This window comes from Vibrio sp. STUT-A16 (assembly GCF_026000495.1).
Classification (GTDB): domain Bacteria; phylum Pseudomonadota; class Gammaproteobacteria; order Enterobacterales; family Vibrionaceae; genus Vibrio; species Vibrio diabolicus.
Genome location: NZ_AP026765.1, coordinates 476,933 through 501,525, shown reverse-complemented (window position 1 = coordinate 501,525; position 24,593 = coordinate 476,933). Strand labels below are relative to the sequence as shown.

The 24,593-nt window shown below is 45.3% G+C and carries 15 protein-coding genes, 9 tRNA genes and 3 rRNA genes; 9 read left to right on the top strand and 18 right to left on the bottom strand.

Annotated features, from left to right (window positions below; genetic code table 11):
• Nucleotides 1–4 precede the first annotated feature (4 nt).
• The 6 genes from OO778_RS02365 to OO778_RS02340 all read left to right on the top strand — a co-directional run bounded on the left by OO778_RS02365 (nt 5) and on the right by OO778_RS02340 (nt 2,374).
• On the top strand, nt 5–1,630 hold the full coding sequence (locus OO778_RS02365) for a methyl-accepting chemotaxis protein (protein WP_074191337.1): 1,626 nt from the start codon (nt 5–7) through the stop codon (nt 1,628–1,630).
• 234 nt (nt 1,631–1,864) lie between these two features.
• Nucleotides 1,865–1,940 (top strand) — tRNA-Phe (locus tag OO778_RS02360).
• Nucleotides 1,941–1,993: 53 nt separating this feature from the next.
• A tRNA-Thr gene (locus tag OO778_RS02355) sits at nt 1,994–2,069 on the top strand.
• Between the two features lie 22 nt (nt 2,070–2,091).
• A tRNA-Asn gene (locus OO778_RS02350) sits at nt 2,092–2,167 on the top strand.
• Nucleotides 2,168–2,207: 40 nt separating this feature from the next.
• Nucleotides 2,208–2,283: transfer RNA gene (locus OO778_RS02345), tRNA-Thr, on the top strand.
• A 15-nt stretch (nt 2,284–2,298) separates the two neighbouring features.
• Nucleotides 2,299–2,374, top strand: a tRNA-Asn gene (locus OO778_RS02340).
• A 283-nt stretch (nt 2,375–2,657) separates the two neighbouring features.
• Here OO778_RS02340 and OO778_RS02335 read toward each other — a convergent pair.
• From OO778_RS02335 to OO778_RS02270, 14 genes are all read right to left on the bottom strand, one after another.
• The gene (locus OO778_RS02335; protein ID WP_083612672.1) at nt 2,658–4,094 is read right to left on the bottom strand and encodes an NAD-dependent succinate-semialdehyde dehydrogenase; all 1,437 of its coding nucleotides are present in this window, start codon (nt 4,092–4,094) and stop codon (nt 2,658–2,660) included.
• 596 nt (nt 4,095–4,690) lie between these two features.
• Nucleotides 4,691–4,767, bottom strand: a tRNA-Asp gene (locus OO778_RS02330).
• Between the two features lie 46 nt (nt 4,768–4,813).
• A 5S ribosomal RNA gene (gene rrf / locus OO778_RS02325) occupies nt 4,814–4,930 on the bottom strand.
• A 93-nt stretch (nt 4,931–5,023) separates the two neighbouring features.
• Nucleotides 5,024–7,913 (bottom strand): 23S ribosomal RNA (locus OO778_RS02320).
• Nucleotides 7,914–8,177: 264 nt separating this feature from the next.
• Nucleotides 8,178–8,253, bottom strand: a tRNA-Ala gene (locus tag OO778_RS02315).
• A 45-nt stretch (nt 8,254–8,298) separates the two neighbouring features.
• A tRNA-Ile gene (locus OO778_RS02310) sits at nt 8,299–8,375 on the bottom strand.
• Between the two features lie 66 nt (nt 8,376–8,441).
• Nucleotides 8,442–9,994: ribosomal RNA gene (locus OO778_RS02305) — 16S ribosomal RNA — on the bottom strand.
• Together the 16S, 23S and 5S rRNA genes with 3 tRNA genes alongside form the textbook arrangement of a ribosomal RNA operon.
• A gap of 532 nt (nt 9,995–10,526) precedes the next feature.
• Nucleotides 10,527–11,780, bottom strand: a complete 1,254-nt coding sequence (locus OO778_RS02300) for an HD-GYP domain-containing protein (protein ID WP_054868202.1) — start codon at nt 11,778–11,780, stop codon at nt 10,527–10,529.
• Between the two features lie 128 nt (nt 11,781–11,908).
• Nucleotides 11,909–12,907: a LacI family DNA-binding transcriptional regulator gene (locus OO778_RS02295; RefSeq protein WP_074191861.1), complete on the bottom strand. Its 999-nt coding sequence runs from the start codon at nt 12,905–12,907 to the stop codon at nt 11,909–11,911.
• A 105-nt stretch (nt 12,908–13,012) separates the two neighbouring features.
• Nucleotides 13,013–13,768 carry a chitin disaccharide deacetylase gene (chbG, locus tag OO778_RS02290; protein ID WP_006742368.1) on the bottom strand — a complete coding sequence of 252 codons (756 nt, stop codon included), beginning with the start codon at nt 13,766–13,768 and terminating at the stop codon, nt 13,013–13,015.
• Between the two features lie 18 nt (nt 13,769–13,786).
• A complete protein-coding gene (locus OO778_RS02285) occupies nt 13,787–15,109 on the bottom strand; it encodes a 6-phospho-beta-glucosidase (RefSeq protein WP_005397437.1) in 1,323 nt (440 codons plus the stop codon).
• 10 nt (nt 15,110–15,119) lie between these two features.
• Complete coding sequence (locus OO778_RS02280; RefSeq protein ID WP_031780628.1) at nt 15,120–15,431, bottom strand: PTS lactose/cellobiose transporter subunit IIA; 312 nt, start codon at nt 15,429–15,431, stop codon at nt 15,120–15,122.
• A 51-nt stretch (nt 15,432–15,482) separates the two neighbouring features.
• Complete coding sequence (locus OO778_RS02275; RefSeq protein ID WP_005397441.1) at nt 15,483–16,817, bottom strand: PTS sugar transporter subunit IIC; 1,335 nt, start codon at nt 16,815–16,817, stop codon at nt 15,483–15,485.
• A gap of 88 nt (nt 16,818–16,905) precedes the next feature.
• The gene (locus OO778_RS02270) at nt 16,906–17,211 is read right to left on the bottom strand and encodes a PTS sugar transporter subunit IIB (protein ID WP_025767645.1); all 306 of its coding nucleotides are present in this window, start codon (nt 17,209–17,211) and stop codon (nt 16,906–16,908) included.
• Nucleotides 17,212–17,458: 247 nt separating this feature from the next.
• On the opposite strand from OO778_RS02270, the gene OO778_RS02265 reads away from it, so the two are divergent.
• Nucleotides 17,459–18,742: a carbohydrate-binding protein gene (locus OO778_RS02265; RefSeq protein WP_256955522.1), complete on the top strand. Its 1,284-nt coding sequence runs from the start codon at nt 17,459–17,461 to the stop codon at nt 18,740–18,742.
• Nucleotides 18,743–19,070: 328 nt separating this feature from the next.
• On the opposite strand, the gene OO778_RS02260 is transcribed toward OO778_RS02265, so the two are convergent.
• Nucleotides 19,071–19,155: transfer RNA gene (locus OO778_RS02260), tRNA-Leu, on the bottom strand.
• 190 nt (nt 19,156–19,345) lie between these two features.
• Nucleotides 19,346–20,011 carry an SDR family NAD(P)-dependent oxidoreductase gene (locus tag OO778_RS02255; protein WP_225461995.1) on the bottom strand — a complete coding sequence of 222 codons (666 nt, stop codon included), beginning with the start codon at nt 20,009–20,011 and terminating at the stop codon, nt 19,346–19,348.
• A 227-nt stretch (nt 20,012–20,238) separates the two neighbouring features.
• Between OO778_RS02255 and OO778_RS02250 the strand changes: the two genes are divergently transcribed.
• Together OO778_RS02250 and OO778_RS02245 are read left to right on the top strand one after the other, a co-directional pair.
• Nucleotides 20,239–21,507, top strand: a complete 1,269-nt coding sequence (locus OO778_RS02250; protein ID WP_104970976.1) for a DUF2254 domain-containing protein — start codon at nt 20,239–20,241, stop codon at nt 21,505–21,507.
• A 184-nt stretch (nt 21,508–21,691) separates the two neighbouring features.
• The gene (locus OO778_RS02245) at nt 21,692–22,171 is read left to right on the top strand and encodes an RDD family protein (RefSeq protein ID WP_074191859.1); all 480 of its coding nucleotides are present in this window, start codon (nt 21,692–21,694) and stop codon (nt 22,169–22,171) included.
• Nucleotides 22,172–22,258: 87 nt separating this feature from the next.
• Here the strand turns inward: OO778_RS02245 and lptG are convergent, their stop codons facing one another.
• A complete protein-coding gene (lptG, locus tag OO778_RS02240; RefSeq protein WP_046873614.1) occupies nt 22,259–23,329 on the bottom strand; it encodes an LPS export ABC transporter permease LptG in 1,071 nt (356 codons plus the stop codon).
• 3 nt (nt 23,330–23,332) lie between these two features.
• Complete coding sequence (gene lptF / locus OO778_RS02235; protein WP_006742363.1) at nt 23,333–24,433, bottom strand: LPS export ABC transporter permease LptF; 1,101 nt, start codon at nt 24,431–24,433, stop codon at nt 23,333–23,335.
• Nucleotides 24,434–24,593: the final 160 nt, after the last annotated feature.

The following is a 24,593-nucleotide window of genomic DNA, read 5'->3' as shown; positions in this document are numbered from 1 at the left end:
AAATATGAAACTAAAAACTCAAGCCTATTTATTATCTGCGATCATATTGCTAGCACTCCTAGCACTGACCGCAACGGGCTTATGGACACTTCGCGTCGCAAGTAACCTTGATAACAAAGCTCGGGTTACTGAGCTATTCAAAAGTGCGTACAGCATTCTTACCGAAGTAGAAAAAATGGCTATCGAAGGCAAAATGCCAGAGGACGAAGCGAAATCATTAGCCACTCGCCTACTCCGTAATAATATCTACAAAGACAACGAATACGTTTATGTCGCAGATGAGAACATGATTTTTGTTGCAGCTCCGCTTGACCCTCAATTACATGGAACAAGCTTTCACGACTTTCGTGATGGAGATGGCAACAGCGTCGGCCAACTTATCTTAGATGTTTTGGGGCGCAAAACAGGTCAAATCATCGAATATACTTGGAGTCAAAAGCAGGCCGACGGAAGCATTGAAGAAAAACACTCTATTGCCGAGAAAACACCACATTGGGGCTGGGTTGTAGGTACAGGGATCGGTTTTAATGAGGTGAATGCTCGCTTCTGGGCTACCGCCCAATGGCAGCTTGTACTGTGTTTAGTTATCGCGGGGAGTATTCTCGGTGGCCTGATAATCTCGATTCGCAAGATGCTCAATCTACTTGGTGGAGAGCCAAACGATGTGCGCAAAGCCGTTCAAGCTGTCGCACAAGGCGACATTCAGACCAGTTTTGATGCAGTGGCGCCGAGAGGAAGTATCTATCGTGCGGTACAAGATATGAGTCAATCACTAGCCACCATGGTGACAAACCTTGAGAAATCCATGCACGCACTGCGCGCTGAGCTATCTGCCGTAGAATCTCGCTCAAATACGATTGCCGAACTCACCGTATCTCAGCAGCAGTCAACAGCAATGATTGCCACTGCGATGACTGAAATGGCATCTTCAGCCAACCATGTTGCCAACTCGGCAAGTGATACAGCAAACAACACAGACGAAGCCGATAAACAAAGTCAGCATACTCAGAAGCTGATTCACAGTACTGTTGAAAACATTCAAGGTTTGGCTTCTCAATTAAATACTGCAAGTAAAGCGGTCGCCGATCTAGATCAGGATGTAAATAGTATAGTGAAAGTGCTCGATGTAATTGGCGATATTGCAGAGCAAACAAACTTACTCGCACTCAATGCTGCCATTGAAGCAGCACGTGCCGGAGAGCAAGGTCGAGGCTTTGCCGTTGTTGCCGACGAGGTGCGTAACCTGGCAGGCCGAACACAAGATAGCACTAAAGAGATTCAGCATATGATCTCCAACCTGCAAGAAGGTTCCCGTAACGCTATTCACACAATGGAAGTGTGTGCAGAAACCAGTGAGGGCACAGTAACAGAGTCTAAGAATGCCTCTGAAGCTCTGCAGCAAATTGTAACGGCTTTAGAATCTATCACCGCAATGAGTCAGCAGATCGCGACCGCAGCAGCCGAACAAACTCAGGTTAGCGATGATATTGCGCTGCGCGTAAATCTTATCGAGGAAAGCGGAAGCCAGCTCAACTCTGTGGTAACGGAGAGTCAATCAAGCACTCAAAGTTTAGCTTCGCTGGCGGATGAGCTAGAAGGTTGGGTAAACAAGTTCTCTGTAAAGCACTAGGTTAAAGTCAATTGTTTAGTATAAAGCACGTTTTCAAGCGTGCTTTTTTTTGTTTTTATCCATTTACTCTACTTTCAAACTCCTATCTTTCCATTAAAGAAAGCTTAGTTGATGGTGGATTTGTATCAAAAATGCATAAAAACAGCCCACTCCGAGCACATTTTCATCAAACGATATTTTATTTTAATTTTATGGTTGACCTAAGAGCCGAAAAACCGTTTAATACACCTCGTCGCCCGGATAGCTCAGTCGGTAGAGCAGAGGATTGAAAATCCTCGTGTCGGTGGTTCGATTCCGCCTCCGGGCACCACAATTTATTAATTGTTGGTGCTTAGCACGAACAATAGTTAAAGAATATAGTGTGCCGACTTAGCTCAGTAGGTAGAGCAACTGACTTGTAATCAGTAGGTCACCAGTTCGATTCCGGTAGTCGGCACCATTTATTCTTTTAAAAAGACAATTCCTCCTTAGCTCAGTTGGTAGAGCGACGGACTGTTAATCCGCAGGTCACTGGTTCGAGTCCAGTAGGAGGAGCCATTTTTCAGTTAGTAAGTCGATTACTTATTAACGAAAATGTGCCGACTTAGCTCAGTAGGTAGAGCAACTGACTTGTAATCAGTAGGTCACCAGTTCGATTCCGGTAGTCGGCACCACTTATTAAAATTTGTTCCTCCTTAGCTCAGTTGGTAGAGCGACGGACTGTTAATCCGCAGGTCACTGGTTCGAGTCCAGTAGGAGGAGCCATATTAGAAAAAGCCGTATCTCTTGATACGGCTTTTTTGCATTGGTTTAAAGTCAAACTCTTTTCTACTCATGTCACTCAGGAAAGAAAATCAGAGTTTAGATCATTACCTTGAAGGCATCGCTTAACTTAGAGTGGAATATCTGCTCACCAACAACTCTGCTTTCTATCGATAGTCCCACCATAAGCAATGTTCACCAATAAATAATAATCATAGTGGGTGGCACACATCTCCCAGATCAAAAAAGCCAGGTAAAACCCAGCTTTTTGCTTAAATCAACCAACTCAGCTTAAACCACCGAGACAAATATACTTTGTCTCCAAATATTCATCGAGCCCTTGTTTCGCACCTTCTCGGCCAACTCCTGACTCTTTCACTCCACCAAACGGGGCCACCTCAGTAGAAATAATCCCCTCATTGACACCAACCATGCCGTATTCCAGACCTTCGCTGAAAGCAACAATACGCTTGAAGTTATTCGTGTAGAAGTAACAAGCCAAACCATACTCTGTGTCATTCGCCATTCCGAGAACTTGCTCATCATTCTCAAAGGTAATAATAGGTAATACAGGCCCGAATAGCTCTTGCTGAACAATCGACATATGCTGCTTGACGCTATCCAAAAGAACGGGCTCCATAAAGCGCCCAGGGCGTCTCTGCGGAGAGTTGGCAATAGAAGCCCCTTCTTGTACAGCTTGATCGATCACCGCCTCTAGGCGATGTTTAGAAGCCATCGTAATAACAGGGCCTAATGTGACACCTTTCTCTAAACCATTACCAAGCTGTAATTTGTTTAACTTCGACAATACTTTTTCAATAAAAGCTTGTTTTACATCTTCATGGATATACAGCCGATTGGTACAAACACATGTTTGCCCTGCATTACGGAACTTCGAAGCGACAAGCCCTTCCGCAGCCGCATCTAAATCTGCATCTTCAAAAACAATAAAAGGTGCATTACCACCTAACTCCATCGAAACCGCTTTGACAGAGTCACTGGCTTGTTTCATCAAAATCTTCCCGACTCGCGTAGAGCCCGTAAAAGAAACTTTCTTAATCCTAGGATCAGTACTTAGTACTTGGCCAAACTCAGCAGCCTGCTCTGATACCACCACAGGAAGCAGTTCTTTTGGGATTCCTGCCTGATAAGCTAATTCAACAACAGCAATTGCAGTAAGAGGGGTAAGCTCAGAGGGTTTAATCAGCATACCACAGCCTGCCGCCAGGGCTGGTGCTGCTTTTCTTGTAATCATCGCAATAGGGAAGTTCCACGGCGTAATTGCAGCGCATACCCCTACAGGCTGGCGAATAGCAGACAGACGTCGATCTGTCGTGGGTGCAGGTATAACTTCGCCATAAGCACGTTTGGCTTCTTCTGAGAACCACTCGACAAAAGAGGCGCCATACATCACCTCCCCTTTACTCTCGGTTAATGGTTTCCCCTGCTCTAAGGTAATAATTGTGGCAATGTCTTCTGCATTATCAAGGAGTAATTGATACCACTTTTTCAAGCGACGAGAGCGCTCTTTGGCACTTAACTTTGCCCAGCGAATTTGCTCGGTTTTACACTTACCAATAATGTCATCTAATTCCTCAAGAGCACTGGGCTTTAATCGAACTAACTCTTGCTCAGTTGCAGGGTTGATGACCACAATTCCCTCTTCGGAAGACCATTGCTTAAGTACGGATTTCAAGGTTTCATTTTTTATTTGTTGCATCATCAAACTTACTCCTACGAGAACTCCTCTTAGGTTAATCGTTACTAGCAAGATCAGCAAAGAAAACAAAGTTTTCTAAAAGACATGAATGTTCGAATGACTTTACTCTCTTAACAGTCTAGACGCTCATTCTCTTCCAATGACTAAATCAGACTAGCTGACTAGCTGTAGCTATCCATTCTCCTAGGGACTATCCAGAACACTAGAACGATGAATATTTGCGAAGTAGCAGTAGAAAACTCTTATTAGAGAGGAGCGTTAACGAAATGCGCAGTGACAAGAATGCAGACTACGAGCTAGCTTATGCGGATTCTCTGGTCTAATGACCGGCATAACCCATCAGTCTCCAGCATTTACTACAGGCTCGAATCTGTAGAGAAATGGGCAAGATTACATTCAACTAGAATTGTGCAACTCGGTTACAGAGAAAGCTGGTCCTACAGATACCAAAAATCTTAGTCTTTCAAGTGAAGCTTAATATAAGTGGCAGCGGTTCCGGGCTACTAACAGGCCTTTCCGCAGGACTCATTCGATTGAAGGGGAAAATATACTCGCATTAACGAAAAAGCCCCAGTCTTTCGACTGGGGCTTAATATAAGTGGCGGAGTGGACGGGACTCGAACCCGCGACCCCCGGCGTGACAGGCCGGTATTCTAACCAACTGAACTACCACTCCGCAGTGGTATCACTCGCTTGTAATCAGCAAGTGTCCAAAATTTAAAGCCTGGCGATGTCCTACTCTCACATGGGGAAGCCCCACACTACCATCGGCGCTATTTCGTTTCACTTCTGAGTTCGGCATGGAAATCAGGTGGGTCCAAAACGCTATGGTCGCCAAGCAAATTCTTTAATTCGGAAAGCTGTTTCTTAATTCTCGTTCTTACACATTCAACGTTCTTTCATTGAGTCCATCAAAACCCCTTGGGTGTTGTATGGTTAAGCCTCACGGGCAATTAGTACAGGTTAGCTCAACGCCTCACAACGCTTACACACCCTGCCTATCAACGTCGTAGTCTACGACAACCCTTTAGGATACTTAAAGTATCAGGGAGAACTCATCTCAAGGCTCGCTTCCCGCTTAGATGCTTTCAGCGGTTATCGATCCCGAACTTAGCTACCGGGCAATGCGTCTGGCGACACAACCCGAACACCAGAGGTTCGTCCACTCCGGTCCTCTCGTACTAGGAGCAGCCCCTTTCAATTCTCCAACGCCCACGGCAGATAGGGACCGAACTGTCTCACGACGTTCTAAACCCAGCTCGCGTACCACTTTAAATGGCGAACAGCCATACCCTTGGGACCGACTTCAGCCCCAGGATGTGATGAGCCGACATCGAGGTGCCAAACACCGCCGTCGATATGAACTCTTGGGCGGTATCAGCCTGTTATCCCCGGAGTACCTTTTATCCGTTGAGCGATGGCCCTTCCATTCAGAACCACCGGATCACTATGACCTGCTTTCGCACCTGCTCGAATTGTCATTCTCGCAGTCAAGCGGGCTTATGCCATTGCACTAACCTCACGATGTCCAACCGTGATTAGCCCACCTTCGTGCTCCTCCGTTACGCTTTGGGAGGAGACCGCCCCAGTCAAACTACCCACCAGGCACTGTCCGCAACCCCGATGAGGGGTCGACGTTAGAACATCAACACTACAAGGGTGGTATTTCAAGGACGGCTCCACGCAATCTAGCGACTGCGCTTCAAAGCCTCCCACCTATCCTACACATGTAGGGTCAATGTTCAGTGCCAAGCTGTAGTAAAGGTTCACGGGGTCTTTCCGTCTAGCCGCGGGTACACTGCATCTTCACAGCGATTTCAATTTCACTGAGTCTCGGGTGGAGACAGCGTGGCCATCATTACGCCATTCGTGCAGGTCGGAACTTACCCGACAAGGAATTTCGCTACCTTAGGACCGTTATAGTTACGGCCGCCGTTTACCGGGGCTTCGATCAAGAGCTTCGACCGAAGTCTAACCCCATCAATTAACCTTCCGGCACCGGGCAGGCGTCACACCGTATACGTCATCTTGCGATTTTGCACAGTGCTGTGTTTTTAATAAACAGTTGCAGCCACCTGGTATCTGCGACTCTCAATAGCTCCATCCGCGAGGGACTTCACCGTCGAGAGCGTACCTTCTCCCGAAGTTACGGTACCATTTTGCCTAGTTCCTTCACCCGAGTTCTCTCAAGCGCCTTGGTATTCTCTACCCGACCACCTGTGTCGGTTTGGGGTACGATTCCTTACAATCTGAAGCTTAGAGGCTTTTCCTGGAAGCATGGCATCAATGACTTCACACCCGTAGGTGCTCGACGTCGTGTCTCAGCCTTAAGAAGAGCCGGATTTACCTAACTCTTCAGCCTACGCACTTGAACCTGGACAACCGTCGCCAGGCCCACCTAGCCTTCTCCGTCCCCCCATCGCAATTGTAAGAAGTACGGGAATATTAACCCGTTTCCCATCGACTACGCCTTTCGGCCTCGCCTTAGGGGTCGACTTACCCTGCCCCGATTAACGTTGGACAGGAACCCTTGGTCTTCCGGCGAGGAGGTTTTTCACCCCCTTTATCGTTACTCATGTCAGCATTCGCACTTCTGATACGTCCAGCATGCGTTACCACACACCTTCAACCGCTTACAGAACGCTCCCCTACCCAATACTCAAAGAGTATTGCCGCAGCTTCGGTTTACTACTTAGCCCCGTTACATCTTCCGCGCAGGCCGACTCGACCAGTGAGCTATTACGCTTTCTTTAAATGATGGCTGCTTCTAAGCCAACATCCTGGCTGTCTGAGCCTTCCCACATCGTTTCCCACTTAGTAGTAATTTGGGACCTTAGCTGGCGGTCTGGGTTGTTTCCCTCTCCACGACGGACGTTAGCACCCGCCGTGTGTCTCCCGGATAGTACTTACTGGTATTCGGAGTTTGCAAAGGGTTGGTAAGTCGGGATGACCCCCTAGCCTTAACAGTGCTCTACCCCCAGTAGTATTCGTCCGAGGCGCTACCTAAATAGCTTTCGGGGAGAACCAGCTATCTCCAGGTTTGATTGGCCTTTCACCCCTAGCCACAAGTCATCCGCTAATTTTTCAACATTAGTCGGTTCGGTCCTCCAGTTGATGTTACTCAACCTTCAACCTGCCCATGGCTAGATCACCTGGTTTCGGGTCTATATCCAGAGACTGAACGCCCAGTTAAGACTCGGTTTCCCTACGGCTCCCCTAGATGGTTAACCTTGCCACTGAATATAAGTCGCTGACCCATTATACAAAAGGTACGCAGTCACAGGACAAAGCCTGCTCCTACTGCTTGTACGTACACGGTTTCAGGTTCTATTTCACTCCCCTCACAGGGGTTCTTTTCGCCTTTCCCTCACGGTACTGGTTCACTATCGGTCAGTCAGTAGTATTTAGCCTTGGAGGATGGTCCCCCCATATTCAGACAGGATATCACGTGTCCCGCCCTACTCGATTTCACTGAATATGCGTCGTCAGTTACGGGGCTATCACCCTGTATCGCCAAGCTTTCCAGCTTGTTCACCTAACGCCTATAAAGCTTAAGGGCTAGTCCAATTTCGCTCGCCGCTACTTTCGGAATCTCGGTTGATTTCTTTTCCTCGGGGTACTTAGATGTTTCAGTTCCCCCGGTTCGCCTCGTTATGCTATGTATTCACATAACGATACTTACTTATGTAAGTGGGTTTCCCCATTCGGAAATCCCAGACTCAAGTGGTTTTTACTACCTAATCTGGGCTTATCGCAAGTTAATACGTCCTTCATCGCCTCTGACTGCCAAGGCATCCACCGTGTACGCTTAGTCACTTAACCATACAACCCGAAGGAGTTTCGAGTTGATGAACAAGTCACCAAAGTTGTCTCTCATTATTTGAATGAGCGAGAGACATATCGATTTTGCCGGACTCAAATTCCAAGAACACTTGAATGTGTTTTTAGTTGTATTCATAAATGAATACTTTGAGAACTTTACAAACAACAATAAATTGTTGTTTTGTCAGCTTTCCAAATTGTTAAAGAGCGAGATTTTCTGATGAAAACCATTTTTAAAGATTCTTTTTCAAGAACACTTAAAGATGGTGGAGCTATGCGGGATCGAACCGCAGACCTCCTGCGTGCAAGGCAGGCGCTCTCCCAGCTGAGCTATAGCCCCATCAAGGTGTGTCGATACTGTATGCCAATTCCTTGGGAAGGAAATTGGTGGGTCTGAGTGGACTCGAACCACCGACCTCTCGCTTATCAGGCGAACGCTCTAACCACCTGAGCTACAGACCCAGTATCGTCTCTTTACTTTATAAACCGTATCAATCTGTGTGAACACTCATCGCAATAATCATCGTATAAGGAGGTGATCCAGCGCCAGGTTCCCCTAGCGCTACCTTGTTACGACTTCACCCCAGTCATGAACCACAAAGTGGTAAGCGTCCCCCCGAAGGTTAAACTACCTACTTCTTTTGCAGCCCACTCCCATGGTGTGACGGGCGGTGTGTACAAGGCCCGGGAACGTATTCACCGTGGCATTCTGATCCACGATTACTAGCGATTCCGACTTCATGGAGTCGAGTTGCAGACTCCAATCCGGACTACGACGCACTTTTTGGGATTCGCTCACTTTCGCAAGTTGGCCGCCCTCTGTATGCGCCATTGTAGCACGTGTGTAGCCCTACTCGTAAGGGCCATGATGACTTGACGTCGTCCCCACCTTCCTCCGGTTTATCACCGGCAGTCTCCCTGGAGTTCCCGACATTACTCGCTGGCAAACAAGGATAAGGGTTGCGCTCGTTGCGGGACTTAACCCAACATTTCACAACACGAGCTGACGACAGCCATGCAGCACCTGTCTCAGAGTTCCCGAAGGCACCAATCCATCTCTGGAAAGTTCTCTGGATGTCAAGAGTAGGTAAGGTTCTTCGCGTTGCATCGAATTAAACCACATGCTCCACCGCTTGTGCGGGCCCCCGTCAATTCATTTGAGTTTTAATCTTGCGACCGTACTCCCCAGGCGGTCTACTTAACGCGTTAGCTCCGAAAGCCACGGCTCAAGGCCACAACCTCCAAGTAGACATCGTTTACGGCGTGGACTACCAGGGTATCTAATCCTGTTTGCTCCCCACGCTTTCGCATCTGAGTGTCAGTATCTGTCCAGGGGGCCGCCTTCGCCACCGGTATTCCTTCAGATCTCTACGCATTTCACCGCTACACCTGAAATTCTACCCCCCTCTACAGTACTCTAGTCTGCCAGTTTCAAATGCTATTCCGAGGTTGAGCCCCGGGCTTTCACATCTGACTTAACAAACCACCTGCATGCGCTTTACGCCCAGTAATTCCGATTAACGCTCGCACCCTCCGTATTACCGCGGCTGCTGGCACGGAGTTAGCCGGTGCTTCTTCTGTCGCTAACGTCAAACAACGCCGCTATTAACGACGCCGCCTTCCTCACGACTGAAAGTACTTTACAACCCGAAGGCCTTCTTCATACACGCGGCATGGCTGCATCAGGCTTGCGCCCATTGTGCAATATTCCCCACTGCTGCCTCCCGTAGGAGTCTGGACCGTGTCTCAGTTCCAGTGTGGCTGATCATCCTCTCAGACCAGCTAGGGATCGTCGCCTTGGTGAGCCCTTACCTCACCAACTAGCTAATCCCACCTAGGCATATCCTGACGCGAGAGGCCCGAAGGTCCCCCTCTTTGGCCCGTAGGCATCATGCGGTATTAGCCATCGTTTCCAATGGTTATCCCCCACATCAGGGCAATTTCCTAGGCATTACTCACCCGTCCGCCGCTCGACGCCGTTATCATTCCCCGAAGGTTCAGATAACTCGTTTCCGCTCGACTTGCATGTGTTAGGCCTGCCGCCAGCGTTCAATCTGAGCCATGATCAAACTCTTCAATTTAAGATTTTTTTCGGCTCAATGAATACTGAACATTACATAAGTAATGTTTGAATTGACTGTGCTCTTATTGGTTTTCACTTTAGAAAAGTAAAACAAAACAGCTCAAGGCTGCTTCCCAATTCGAATGGCCACTTCGTTTCATTGAAACCTAATTTGATACCGAGGTATCGAATTGGATTATCATCAACGAGTGCCCACACAGATTGATAGGTCTATATTGTTAAAGAGCTTGCTTTGCGAGAATTTTTTCCCTCAGAGCGGAGGTGCATTCTAGCGATTTGGTAGTTAGTGTCAAACACTTTTTTCAACTAACTTTTCGTAGAACCTTTTTACCTCTTCGACATTGCTGAAGCCTTGTGGCGTCTGCCGTGTCGATGGATGCGCATTATAGGGATAAGATTTTCTTTGGCAATACTAAAAATACATTTTTTCTAAAAAAACATGCCAAGTGGATACTTTCCATCCAACCCAAAAATTACCCCGAAATAACACTCAAGATTCCTACAACTTACCCACAAAAACCTGTGGATAACTACTCATCACTATCGAAGAAGTAAGAAATGCGTGAACGCGGATTAAGATACTCTTTGATTTTCTCCGGCAATTTAGACGGATGAATCGCGTTAACTATCTTTATATCCTTTGATGCAAGATCAATGATTGGCGCCTGCGTCCTTGGCACTGATGGGTCGTAAACCAATACATTTGGGAATAATAGATGCGATGCATTCACTGAGATAACCAAGCCCACCATATTATTGGAAAGCTGAACCACAGTGCCTGGAGGAAACACGCCCATAAACTTAATCAGGATATTCAGGTTTTCTTCTTTATATAGGTGTTTACAGTTCTTATATAAATGAGAGAGTGCGGTATAAGGAATTTTTTGATCTGAGACTATAGGTGTATGACACAAGTTATCAAATGCGTTAGCTACAGCAATAATTTGAGCAAACTCGTTGATCTCATCTCCTTTCAGACCTTTGGGATAGCCAGACCCATCTCTTAGTTCATGGTGCTGTGCAATCACAACTCTTGCAACTTCGGGAAAACCTTCTATTTGACTCGCAAGGTCTACTCCATATTTGGTGTGCAACTTTAAGTAGTTAGTTTCTGGTTCCGTCAGCGGTGCTTGCTTTCTTAATATTGCGGTAGGAATTTTTATTTTCCCGATATCGTGGAATAGCGCTGAGAATGAAAGCTCTTTCAACTGCGCAGCTGAGTACCCCTTAGCACGGCCAATCATCATGGCGATAACAGCAACGTTCAACGAATGGAAATAAATATCTTCAAACTCATTTTTACCGTTCATCAGGTGTAGAGTGACATTATCATCACACATTAACTTCTCGACGATATCTTCAATAAGAAGCTTCGCTTCATCAACGGCAGCTGTTGGACGATTACGAATTTTCGTCATGACCGAGCGCATACGCGCAAGAGAGCGCTCAAACTCTTTTTCGCACTGGATAACGCGTCGACGATACGCACTTAACTTTTCTATGCGGTTTTGTTTTTCTTGCCAAAGTTTTTGAGTTTCATGATCTAGCGACGCTTCATTCGTTACTCTATCAGCTTGTATCTGGTCGACTGGAAGTGGTGCGGCATCACTTTGCTCTGGATTAAAGTAAACGAACTTTACACCGAGGTGACGGATCATCTCGACTTGTTCTTGATCTTTAATCTTAAAACTATTGAGTAGAAAAGGGTGATCGTTCCACTTTAGCGGAAGACGGATATGTAATCCGGGTTGAATACGATCGACCGTAAGTTTAATGGCTGCCACTTATTCACTACTGATTTACGTTGCCTAAGAGAGTTAGAATACTAGTAAATTTTGTGAATAAATTCATCAGTAAGTATCAAAACATCAGATGGTCATTTCTAATGACTCATTTAATGAGCAAAAGCAAGCTACTTTAAGGTTCGATCTGCTTTGCGTATTTTAAGCTGAGCCTTGAACGTTGGCTTATCTATTATTTCTTGACCTTTGACTAATCCCATTAATGTTTGTACCGCTACACGGGCCATATCACTGATAGGAAAGTGCACTGCCGACACTGTAGGATAAAGGCTTTCACAAAGGTCAACACTGTCAAAGCTAGTTAAAGAGATTTGCTCCGGTACTGAAATATTGTGCTCGTGTAAGTACTGCATTGCACCGACCGTCATTTCCTCACTGCAAGAAAAGACTGCAGTAACTTCAGGGTGTCGTTGTAAAATTGCAGCCATTGCATCATAACCACTTTGCCGACCATAATTCCCTTCTTCACACCAGCTTTCGTCAATATCGATACCTGCGTCCTTCATCGCATCAACGTACCCAAGCTTTCTTAATAAACTATTATGACGTTGGGATGGACCGGTAATACAGGCGATTTTTCTATGACCACCAGCTAAAAGATGCTCGACGGCAATACGGCTTGCATGATGATGATTAAAAGTAACGCAACGCTCTTCTATTCCTTCAACATAGCGATCCAGAAGAACGAAAGGCGTAGGCTGTTTTGCTAATTCACGTAAATCATCATCTGACAAATAACGACTATGGAGGACATAGCCATCACAACGCAGATCATTAAAACGCTGAATGGCTTCCTTTTCACCTTCTGCAGAATGATGTCCTTGAGCGGTAATCAGAAACTTTTTATGAATATCCAGCTCAGTCTGAACCTGCTCCATCATCTCTCCAAAGAAGCCCCCCGTATAGTAAGTCACCAATAAGCCAACCATATTACTGGATGAGGTTGCGAGTGAACGAGCAATCGCACTCGGGCGATAATTCAGTTGCGCCATAGCTTGCTCTACTTTTTTTCGAGTTTCTTCGCGAAACTTCCCCTCCCCATTAATGATTCGAGAAACGGTAGAGCGATTTACACCGGCGAGTTCGGCGACATCTTTAATCCTTGCCATAATGCTATTGGGTCCAACTGCAATTGTTATTAAATATCCGTTTGTGTCGAACGGCTGCCAGCAATTCGTAAGGTGCTTATAGGGGGCGAAGCTGGCAGCCTTTAATCATACACCGACCATTTGATTGGTAGAAACGAGCTCAGAGTAATCCGTGACAGCTATACCATGTTGAGCTAACTGTTCTTTTAAAATGGGAGAGGTTAGAACTTGTAACTCTAGCTCTCGCTGAAGCGCATAACCACTCTTTAAAATCAGCGCTTGATCGGCCTCTGCCGGGTGGCACATCACCTCAACCAAATCATAGTTTGTCTTTAGACTCAATAAATGCGCCATCAAACCATCTAAACTTACTTTTTGATCGTAAAACTCGTCAGTAAAGACATACCTTGTTGTCATCGATTCTTGACACAAGCCAGTGCCCCGCAGTGGCACTCGGTATTCACTCGCTACCTCTTTAATAACGGGCAAAATTTGAGGGTGAGTATGCGCGTGATGATGGCTATCTAAGTGGCTTAGCTCTAACCCAAGCGATAAAAAATGTTCCACCTGAGCTTTTGCTTCGTCATAAATGACCTGAGTTTCGAAGTCCTGCTTACCCCACAGCTCGTCGTATTTGATAAAATGCGCTCTACCGTTGGTCAAATTAGGGTGCCCAGTTAGAGGTACTCCCGCTGTAAACCTAAGATGAACGCCAATTCTCAAGTCTGGATTATGGCGAGCCAACTCTAAAGCATGTTTCTCAGCATCCATACCGACCATCATGGTGGTTGAATGAACAACACCTTGCTGATGAGCTTTTACGATGCCGTTATTTACACCTCTCGTTAAACCAAAATCATCAGCGTTAAAAATGACTTTCATTGGCGTCCTTCCTTAGTACTACAACGTCGTTAGTTTAAATTGAGGTAAATATGGAGCGTTCACCGCCAGAATATCATCCAGAATTGACTTGGCACGACCAATGTCTGGCACCAATGGGTTGTTGGTTAATGCCATGAGCGCTTTGTCATAATTACCTTCAACAGCAGCGTCTATTGTCAACTGTTCATATGCTTTGACTTGATAGAGTAATCCTTTGATATTGTTTGACAGCTCACCAACCGCAAGAGGTTTCGCGCCCCAACTACCAATCACCGCGCTACACTCAATCACAGCATCGTCGGGGAGGCCGTTAATCGCTCCGTTATTTAAGACGTTAACAACATGAATACTATTACGATTGTTATAAATTGAATCAACCAAGTTTAGTGATGCATCTGAATAATAAGCCCCACCCCGCTCTTCTAACTCTTTCGGCTTATGATCGAGATTAGGATCTTGATAGAGCTTGAATAGCGCATTTTCTGTTTCCATTACCTGCTCAGCACGAGTGCCCTTTTCACCCGCGCTTTGTTTCTCTTCAGCGAGCATAGCATCGGTTTGATAGAAATAACGATGGTAAGGACATGGTATCGCCCCCAGCGCTTTTAGAAATGCTGGATCCCACGGTTCTTCCCAGATGTTCTTCATGCTGAAGTTAGCACCATCACCGACTTTCTCTAATACTGTTTGAGTAATATCTTCTCCATTGAGCCATGCTTTGTGCACCCAAACGAGATGGTTTAATCCGGCAAACTCAAGTTGTAGCTCTTTTGGCTCGCACTCCATCATTTCTGCGATCATCATTTCCATCGAAACCGGCACATTACATAAACCAATGCTCTTTACTTTGGTGTACTTACTGACGGCTTCAGAGACCAAACCCGCAGGGTTGGTGAAATTGAGCATCCATGCATTGGGTGCCAACTCTTCAATATCTTTACATATATCAAGAATAACCGGGATGGTTCGCAGTGCTTTAGCAAACCCACCAGGGCCTGTTGTTTCTTGGCCGATGACGTCGTATTTAATTGGAATTCGCTCGTCATTAGCACGAGCAGCAAGGCCACCCACACGGAACTGCGTCATCACAAAGTCCGCATCTTTTATCGCAGCACGACGATCAAAGTCTGCTTTTATCTCAATCTTTGCACCTGCTTTATCAACCATTCGCTGCGCTAGACCTTTGATAATCTCAAGCTTCTCAGCTCCTGACTCAATGTCCACAAAATGAATCTTCTTAACGGGTAAATATTCTAAGCGCTTAATAACCCCTTCAACCAGTTCAGGGGTATAGCTACTACCACCGCCAATAATGGCAAGTTTGATCGCCTCTCTAGACATTTTTCTCCCCTTATTTGTTCGAGATTTTTTTGTTCAGTGCAACGATTTCTACAGCCATTTCTTGAGCCAAAATCGTGGTCATTAAGTGATCTTGAGCATGTACCATCACTAACGTCATCGGGACTTTCCCTTCCCCCTGATCTTCCTCAATCAACTGAGTCTGAATTAAGTGGGCTTTGTTAATGCACTCTCTTGCTTGAGAGAGCTTCTCCTCAGCCGCATCAAAATCTTGTTCTCTAGATAAACGCAACGCCTCGTAGCTCAAACTTCTGGCTTCGCCAGCATTACAGATGATCTCCATCACAACCAATTCTTGTTCCATCATTTTCTCTCCAAAAATCGGGCCGCGGTAATTGCGGCCCATTAAGCACCGTTAAGCAGTAACACCTTCGCCTGAAGGTTGCGCCTCATCTTTAGTTTCTTTTGTCGTTGGTAGTTCTTGCTCCAACATTTGCTTCTCAAACATTTTGAAGAATGGGAAGTAGATAATTAGATCAAGAATCAATAAACCAATGACGAGCAATACTGGAGCAAAGGTCCAACCGCTACCCCACGAAGCACCTATCAGTGCTGGTGTTGTCCAAGGCGTTGTAGCGACACCCATACCCACAAAGCCGACATGCACAGCAAAGTACGCAATCGTAGCGTTGATGACTGGAGCGAAGACGAACGGGATAAACAAGGTCGGGTTCATCACAACTGGGCTACCGAAGATCACAGGTTCATTGATTTGGAAGAAGCCAGGCACCGCACTCATTCGACCAATACTCTTAAGGTGAACAGAACGGCTAAATGACATCAGCATAACAAGAGCAAGTGTTGCACCAGAGCCACCGATAAAGATGTAAAAATCCCAGAAAGGCTGAGTAAATACGTTTGGAATCGGTTCACCTGCAACAAAGGCTTCGATGTTGGCACCAATGTTGGTCAAGAAAATTGGAGAAAGCAGCCCCACAACAATTGCAGCACCATGGATACCCGCAAACCAAAGTAGTTGGCAAAGCAATAGAGCGCCAATAATGGCAGGCAATGAGTTAGACGCACTAATTAAAGGCTTAAAGACAGCCATGACCGCATCTGGAATCAGCATGTCGTACTGGGTTTGCACGAAAAGGCTAAGTGGATATAAGGTAATAAATATCGCTAAGACTGGTAACAGTACTTCAAATGATCGTGCAATCGCCGGTGGAACTTGCTCTGGCATGCGAATCGTAATGTTGTGCTTTTTCATAAAACGGTAGAGCTCTACCGAGAAGAATGCACACATCACTGCGGTGAAGATCCCGGTTCCTCCCATGTGTGACATAGACAACGCGCCATCTTTAGCAGGGGCCGCGATGAGTAAAAAAGACATCAGCGACAATACAGCACTCGTGATCCCATCCATCTTGTAAGCCTTAGCTAAGCTATAAGCAACGCCGAGCGAAACAAAAATGGTCATGATACCCATCGACATGTTGTAGGGCATCATTATGGTATCAAAATGTGTGGTGGCGAAATCGAGCCAAATTCGACCAAAAGTAAAGGTCGTGTCTTCGGCAAATGGTGGGAATGCAAAAATCAAAATGAAACTACCGACAATAATAAACGGCATTGCAACTATAAAACCATCTCTCATTGCTCGAACATGGGGCTGATTCCCCACTTTTGCTGCTATAGGGGCTATATGCTTTTCGACTGCGCCTATAATTGCGTCATAAAGCTTCATAGAATCCATCCTTATTTTAGGCAAAAGAATCCCGCATCAAATATTTATATTTGATGTACAGTTATCTTTTTTAATTTAAAACTATGGTTTAGTTAATTAATTCTAATGCTTGCTCTAGTACTTCCTCTCCCTTCATCATTCCATAATGCTGAGGAGAAATCGCATCAATGTTTTTACCATGCTCTTGCGCCGTTTTTCTTAGCTCTTCTAGCTGAAAACGTACTTGAGGCCCGAGAAGACAAACATCGTACTCTTTAATTGCATCTTCAAATGCATTCACTGACATCGCATCAATTTTGCACTCAATTCCTTTATTTTCAGCAGCTTGCTCCATTTTTTTAACAAGCATACTGGTTGACATCCCTGCGCTACAGCATAAAAGGATCTTTTTCATAGCCTTACTCCCGTTGTGTAAATTTCAACCTGCAAAAACTGTAGCAAAAATAACCAAGACAAAAAAGCGCAACCGGTTGCATTATTCGTGAACACAATCCCAATTTAGAAAATACGACCTGTTTTTTAGTAATTATTTAGGTCTAGGATAAAAACCAGGAAATAAATTAAGACACCACATTAGGTTTCAAATTATCAATATATTACTACTGACAACGTCGTTATTAATTTCTAAAAAGGAATAGAGAATGAAATTTAATAAATTGGCTATTGCAACGCTTGTAAGTGCCGCACTATCACAATACTCATTTGCTCAAACCGACTCTAAAGGCACCATTTATCTAACGTTTGATGATGGACCAATCAATGCGTCTATTGACGTTATTCAAGTACTTAACCAAGAAGATATCAAAGCGACGTTTTACTTTAATGCTTGGCACTTAGACGGAATTGGTGATGAGAATGAAGACCGTTCGCTAGAAGCCTTAAAGCTCGCATTAGACACTGGTCATATTGTCGCGAACCATAGTTACGATCATATGGTTCATAACTGCGTTGATGAGTTTGGACCTAATAGCGCAGCAGAATGTAATGCTACCGGCGACCACCAGCTTAACTCGTACCAAGATCCTGTTTACGATGCCTCAATGTTTACAGAAAACTTATCTGTTTTAGAAAAGTATCTGCCTAACATTACAAGCTACCCGAATTATAAGGCGACAAAGTTTGCAAGACTGCCCTACACCAACGGCTGGCGCGTGACTAAAGACTTCAAAGCAGATGGATTATGCGCAACGTCTGATGACTTTAAACCTTGGGAACCAGGCTACGTTTGTAATATCAACGACCCGTCAAACAGTGTGAAAGCCTCAATTGCGGTACAAAACATTCTGGCTAATAAAGGCTATCAAACACATGGTTGGGATGTGGATTGGGCACCTGAAAACTGGGGGATAGCAATGCCAGCCAACAGTCTAACAGAGGCAGAACCTTTCCTAGGTTACGTAGATGCAGCATTGAACAACTGTGCTCCTACCACCATCAACCCTATCAATTCAAAAGCACAAGAGTTTCCATGTGGTACACCACTCCACGCAGACAAGGTCATTATTCTAACGCATGAGTTTTTGTTTGAAGACGGTAAGCGTGGAATGGGCGCAACCAAGAATTTACCTAAATTAACGGAATTTATCCGACTAGCAAAACAAGCTGGCTATGTATTCGATACGATGGATAACTACACACCAAACTGGCAAGTTGGTCATAGCTACAACGCTGGCGACTACGTCCTACATTTAGGCACCGTTTACCAAGCAGTGACCAGCCATAACGCACAGCAGGACTGGGCACCTTCCCCAACCTCTAGCCTTTGGACCAATGCTGATCCGGCAACAAATTGGGAAGTGAATGTTTCATATAAAGAGGGAGATGTTGTGACGTACTCTGGCAAACGTTATCTCGTCAACGTCCCACACGTATCTCAAGCCGATTGGACACCTGACTCACAGAACACCTTGTTCACAGCTCTATAAGCTGTTCCCTACTATTATTATGTAGTAGCTTGCGCGAGGTAATACCTCGCGCTTTTTTATTTTTAGAAAAGTAAAAATGGAAAGCAGTAAAGAGTGGACTGACTGGGCCTGGCATTTCTGACGCCACGCTGGATTTGAATTCACAAACCCTAAATACAACAAAGCCCCGACTTACGTCGAGGCTTTATCATATGAATTATGGTACCGGTGGACGGAGTTGATTGGACTGGCATTCCTGCCGCCACCGCGAAGGCAACGCTAACTTTCTTTTGATATTTACGAACACCTAAAACGACGAAAGGCCGCTATAAAAGCGACCTTTCTAATATGGTACCGGTGGGCGGACTTGAACCGCCACGCCCGAAGGCAACGGATTTTGAATCCGTCGTGTATACCAATTTCACCACACCGGCATCTTTGGGCTCTTGCCCTTTGATGGTTGGCATTATACGGAAGCTTTTGACCTGCGCAAGCAGAAATACCTTAAATAACTATCGTTTGCTGATAATTTCGCCACAAAGTGTGACAAAGCTGTACTGATAAGAAACGTACGCTCCATTTCCTACTACTGATCCAGGTGAAAATGTGTATACGTAACTCTTTTTAAATTCTATTCACTGTAATATCAGAAACATAACCATTCCCAATGCTCAACAAAGCTGTATGGAGCATCTCGGCAGCATCTTCCGCTTGCATGAAGTGACTCGTGTCCATCGTGTTGCCGCTTGTTTTCCAGAATTCCGTATCCATTCCACCAGGATAAACCGCGATAATTTTCATTGGCTTTCCTTTTAACTCCAAACGAACCGACTCGATTAATCCTTTGACAGCCCACTTCACAGCACAATACGTAGACTCTTGCGCTTTAGGCTGTTGCGCAGCAGTAGACATAACCATGACCACTTTTATCGGTTGATCTTTGTAACGCTTTACTAACTCTCTTAATACATGAATGGCAGAATTCAGGTTATTATCAATCAGTTTTTGAATCTCTTCCGGCTCCTGCTCTTCCAGTTCGCCAAAATAACCACTTCCTGCACTATGAATGACCATTTCAGGCGGCTGTTTCATCCCATCAAATAGGCGTTTCACATCTTGATGTAATGAGAGGTTGCAAGCTTGATAGCCGACGCTATGAGAGAGTTGTTTAGCTAGTGCGGATAGTTTTTCTGTGTTTCTTCCTATGATATACGTCTCTTTGTCTTCCGCATCATAACGCTTTGTCAGCTCAGCCCCTAAACCGCTACTTGCACCTGTAATTACAATCATGGCTACCTCTTTTCTATCACATACTTTTAATGCATCTATCAATTAAGGTAACAGAATCTTGGTAATTCACACCTCAAGAACACCATTCTTTGAAGCAAGCGGCTTTCTTACTCTCATGATGCATGAAATACCAAGTAGAACGAGGAAGATTTAACCTATGCTTAAGCAAGAATAACTTTCTGAATTTTCTATCTACTTTCAAGTAAGAACTGAATAGGAGCATACGAATGACTGGGTCAAAATGGCAATGGTTACTGAAGCAAATGACGCGCAAACTGTGGGTTCGCACGTCACTTTATGCCTTACTTGCTGTCGCCACCGCCCTAATATCCATTGTTTTAAACCAGTTCATTACTCTGCCTCCTGCAATCAACGTCAGTAAGGATTTGCTTAACAACATATTAAATATCCTCGCGACTTCCATGCTTGCGGTGACCACATTCTCGCTCAATATAATGGTCTCAGCGTACAGTGCCGCTAGTGCAGGGGTAACGCCACGGGCCACCAAACTGTTGATGGAAGACAGCACAACGCAAAATGCTTTGGCAACCTTTCTTGGCTCTTTTTTATTTAGCTTGGTAGGCATTATCGCGCTAGGCATTGGTGCCTATCATCAACAAGCACAAATTTATCTGTTCATCGTGACCATCGCCGTAATCGTGATGATCATACTCACTCTGCTACGTTGGATTCAGCACCTTTCCGTACTAGGGAGGGTCAGTGAAACCACGTCATACGTGGAGCAAGCCTTGTTAGATGCGATAAGAAAACGGGGCAAAGAGCGTTGGCTAGGTGCTCACCCGTGGAGCCACCCAGAACATAAACCCAGAGGAAGCAAGCCTATTTTCAGCCAAGAAATTGGCTACTTACAGCATGTTGATATGCATCATCTAGATAGTATTGCTGAAGCAAACCAATGCACCATCTATCTTGAACGACAACCAGGAAGTTTTGTGTATGTGAGTCAACCATTGGCTTGGGTTTGTGGAGCGTTGCCAGACGAAAACGAAATAACTGCGGCCTTCACGATTCGAACGGAGCGTTCCTATGATCAAGATCCTCGTTTTGGATTAGTCGTCATGGCGGAGATCGCCTCACGAGCTCTCTCCCCCGCCGTGAATGATAACGGTACCGCGATTGATGTTCTTGGGCGTTCTGTACGAGCGCTTTCATTATGGGGAGAGTTACTCAGCGAGCCGCCTACCAAAACTCGATACCCTAGGCTATTTGTGCCCGCATTGAGCTGCCAGGATTTGTTTGATGATGTCTTTTTGCCAATCGCGCACGATGGTGCAGCGCAACTCCAAATACAGATTCGCCTACAAAAAGCCTTGCTGGCTCTTTCTAGTATGCACCCCAAGTTGTTTTTATCACCTGCAACCAAGCTATCAGAAAAAGCTTTAGAGCTCTCCTTGAGCCAGCATTATACCGAAGATGAGAAACACCAACTCTCTCATCTGTCTAATCTAGTTACAGACCAAAAAGCTAATGGTTAGACAAGTAAAGTTCAGTTGAAATAGATTACTGAAAGGCCTTGTACATCATGATATGTGTTCATAACACACAGCAGAAAAGTCACTTCGTTTAAGCATAATTAAAGACTCTGTGCGTTAGGTCTCTTTTCTCTTGGTGAGGGAATCTATATTCTGACGCACAATTTTTAAGGTAAGTGATGGAATAATGACAACGTCTACAACTCTTCCACCTGCTGGTCTCTTTCGTCGACTTGCAGCGTTGATTTACGACACATTGATTATTATCGCAATTGAAATGATGGCCGCAGGTATTGTTATGGCCGTTGTATTTGCACTAAATGCAGCAGGGCTGTTGAGCTATGGCGAGTACGCAGATGCCGCTGATATGCTCGGGAAGCACCCTATATTAAGCCCTCTGTTTACACTGTATCTTGCGGTTGTGTGGATATACTTCTTTGTCTTCTTCTGGACGCGAGCAGGACAAACACTTGGGATGCGCGCTTGGAAACTTCGAGTTCGCAATGCCAAAGACGGCGCGCCGATTACAGTCACTCAAGCCCTGATTCGCATTGCAACATCTGGCTTTGGTTTGGCAAACCTGACTGTACCGATTGATCCCAAGAAACGTGGGTTCCACGACATTTGGGCAAAAACAGAGGTTGTTGTGTTGCCTAAGGCAAACTAACTTATCCGGGAATACAAAAAAGGAAGGCATAATGCCTTCCTTTTACATTTAGTCCGATGAAACATGGTTTATTCGGTGATACTTCAGCTACAGCTTTCTTCTCAGCAGCGCAATCGCAATAGCTAAGAACACCAGGCTCGGGGCCAATGCACCAAACACAGGTGATATGCCATACACCAAGCTTAATGGGCCAAAGAACTCACTGGATATATAAAAAGTAAACCCGGCAACCACGCCCGACAATACCCTTGCCCCCATGGTCACACTTCTGAGTGGACCGAAAACAAACGATAGCGCCATCAACATCATCACGGCAATTGAAAGCGGCTGTGTCAACTTACGCCAAAACGCCAATTCATAGCGAGACGCATCTTGCTCTGATGCTTTCAGATAGGTCACATAATCATACAAACCGCTCAGTGATAACTCTTCAGGCTTTACCGTCACCACAGCTAGCTTATCTGGAGCCAATGACGTATGCCATTCCATCTGTTCGATGTCTTGCTTCGAAATCACGTTTTCATTTTTCATATCCGTGATTTGTACGTCTCGCATCAACCAATTGTTATCTTGTTGATAGTCGACCTCTTCAGCAAAGATAACCTTTTGTAGATTCTTATCATCATCAAAACGCCACATATTTAAAGCATAAAGCTTGTCGTCTTCGACTTTACCTATAAAGATAAAGTCGTTTGCGTCACGAGCCCAAACTCCAGAACGAACTGAGACAATACTACCTCCCGATATCGCAAACGCACGTAAGTCACGCGCCATTTTTTGTGCTTCTGGAGCGCCCCATTGCCCTAACGTCATAACGATAAGCATAAGTGGCACCGCCGTTTTGAGCACCGACAACCCGATATCCAACTTTGAGAAACCAGCAGCTTGCATCACCACCAGCTCAGAGCTTGACGCCAACATACCTAAGCCGATCAGGGCGCCGAGTAATGCCGCCATTGGGAAGAACATTTCGATATCACGCGGCACACTCAGCAACACAAAATACAATGCATGAGTGAGGTCATACACGCCTCGCCCTACTTTACGTAACTGTTCTACGTATTTGATGATGCCCGATAAGCCAACAAACGTCGCTAAAACCAAGGCAGTGGTAGAGATGATGGTTCTACCGATGTAAAGGTCTAAGATTTTGAACACAGCTTACGCGAGCCTCTTCTTACGGAATTTGTCTTTTATTCGTCGAGCAGCAACGCTGTCCATCATATTGGCCATGATTGCGACAATCAGTAACATCGCATTAATAGGCCACATGCCGATTGCCGCCGGAATGTCACCATCTTCTAATGCAGATTTTGTTGCACTAATCGCCAGGAAATACGCTAGATAAATAAGAATCGCGGGCCCCATTTTGGCAAATCGTCCCTGACGCGGATTCACCGCTGACAAAGGAATAACCAACATCGTTAAGAGTGGAATACATACAAATAACGAAATGCGCCATTGCAGCTCTGCTTGTGCTTCTGGGTCTGGGTGTCCAATCAAATCAACCGTTGGGTACGCTTCCCAATCTCGCCCTTTCTTTTTGACCTCACGCTGGCCGATAACGCCTTCGTATTCATCGAATTTTGTGATCATATATTCAACGCGAGTCGGCACACCTTCATAACGCGTGCCTTCTTTCATGGTGATGACCTGACGGCCGTCCGACAGTTCTTTTACTTCACCAGAGGACGAGAACATCACACTCGGCAATACTGAATCTCTCGGGCGCATCTGCGCGACAAAAACGTTGCTCAATGTATTGTCTTTAATGTCATCAATGAACACAACCGATGAACCATCTGGCGTGCCTTGGAATTGCCCTTTCTTTAGCAAGTCAACGCTGTTTTCTGCCGCCACTTGTTCATAAAGTTGCTCTACACGGTCTTGAGACCACGGCGATAACCACAATGCATTAAAAGCCGCCACAGCAGAAGTAATCAGCGCTAAGTACAAGGCCGCTTGTACCAAGAATTTGTTACCAATACCTGTCGCGTTCATCACGACAATTTCGCTCTCTGCATACAGACGACCAAATGTGATCAATATGCCGATATACAGACTTAAAGGCAGCATTAATAGACCCATTGCTGGCATATTCAAACCAACAATCGAGAAAATCAATCCAGCAGGAATATCCCCATCAGAAGCATCAGCAAGAACACTTATGAATTTCTGGCTTACAAACACCAAAAAAAGTACGAAAAAAATCGCAAATTGGCTCTTGAGTGTTTCGCGGATCAAATATCTAACAATAATCACGCTGAAATTACCTATACAAAACTTGTTTTTTTGGTCGAATCACTATAGTTTCCCGTTGAACCATTTATTTTTTTAAAAATTATAAACTAGATGTTAGTCGCTTAATCAGCTCTGCATGTAAGCCTGGAGCTAAAATTCAACAAGTAAGCGATCATTATCT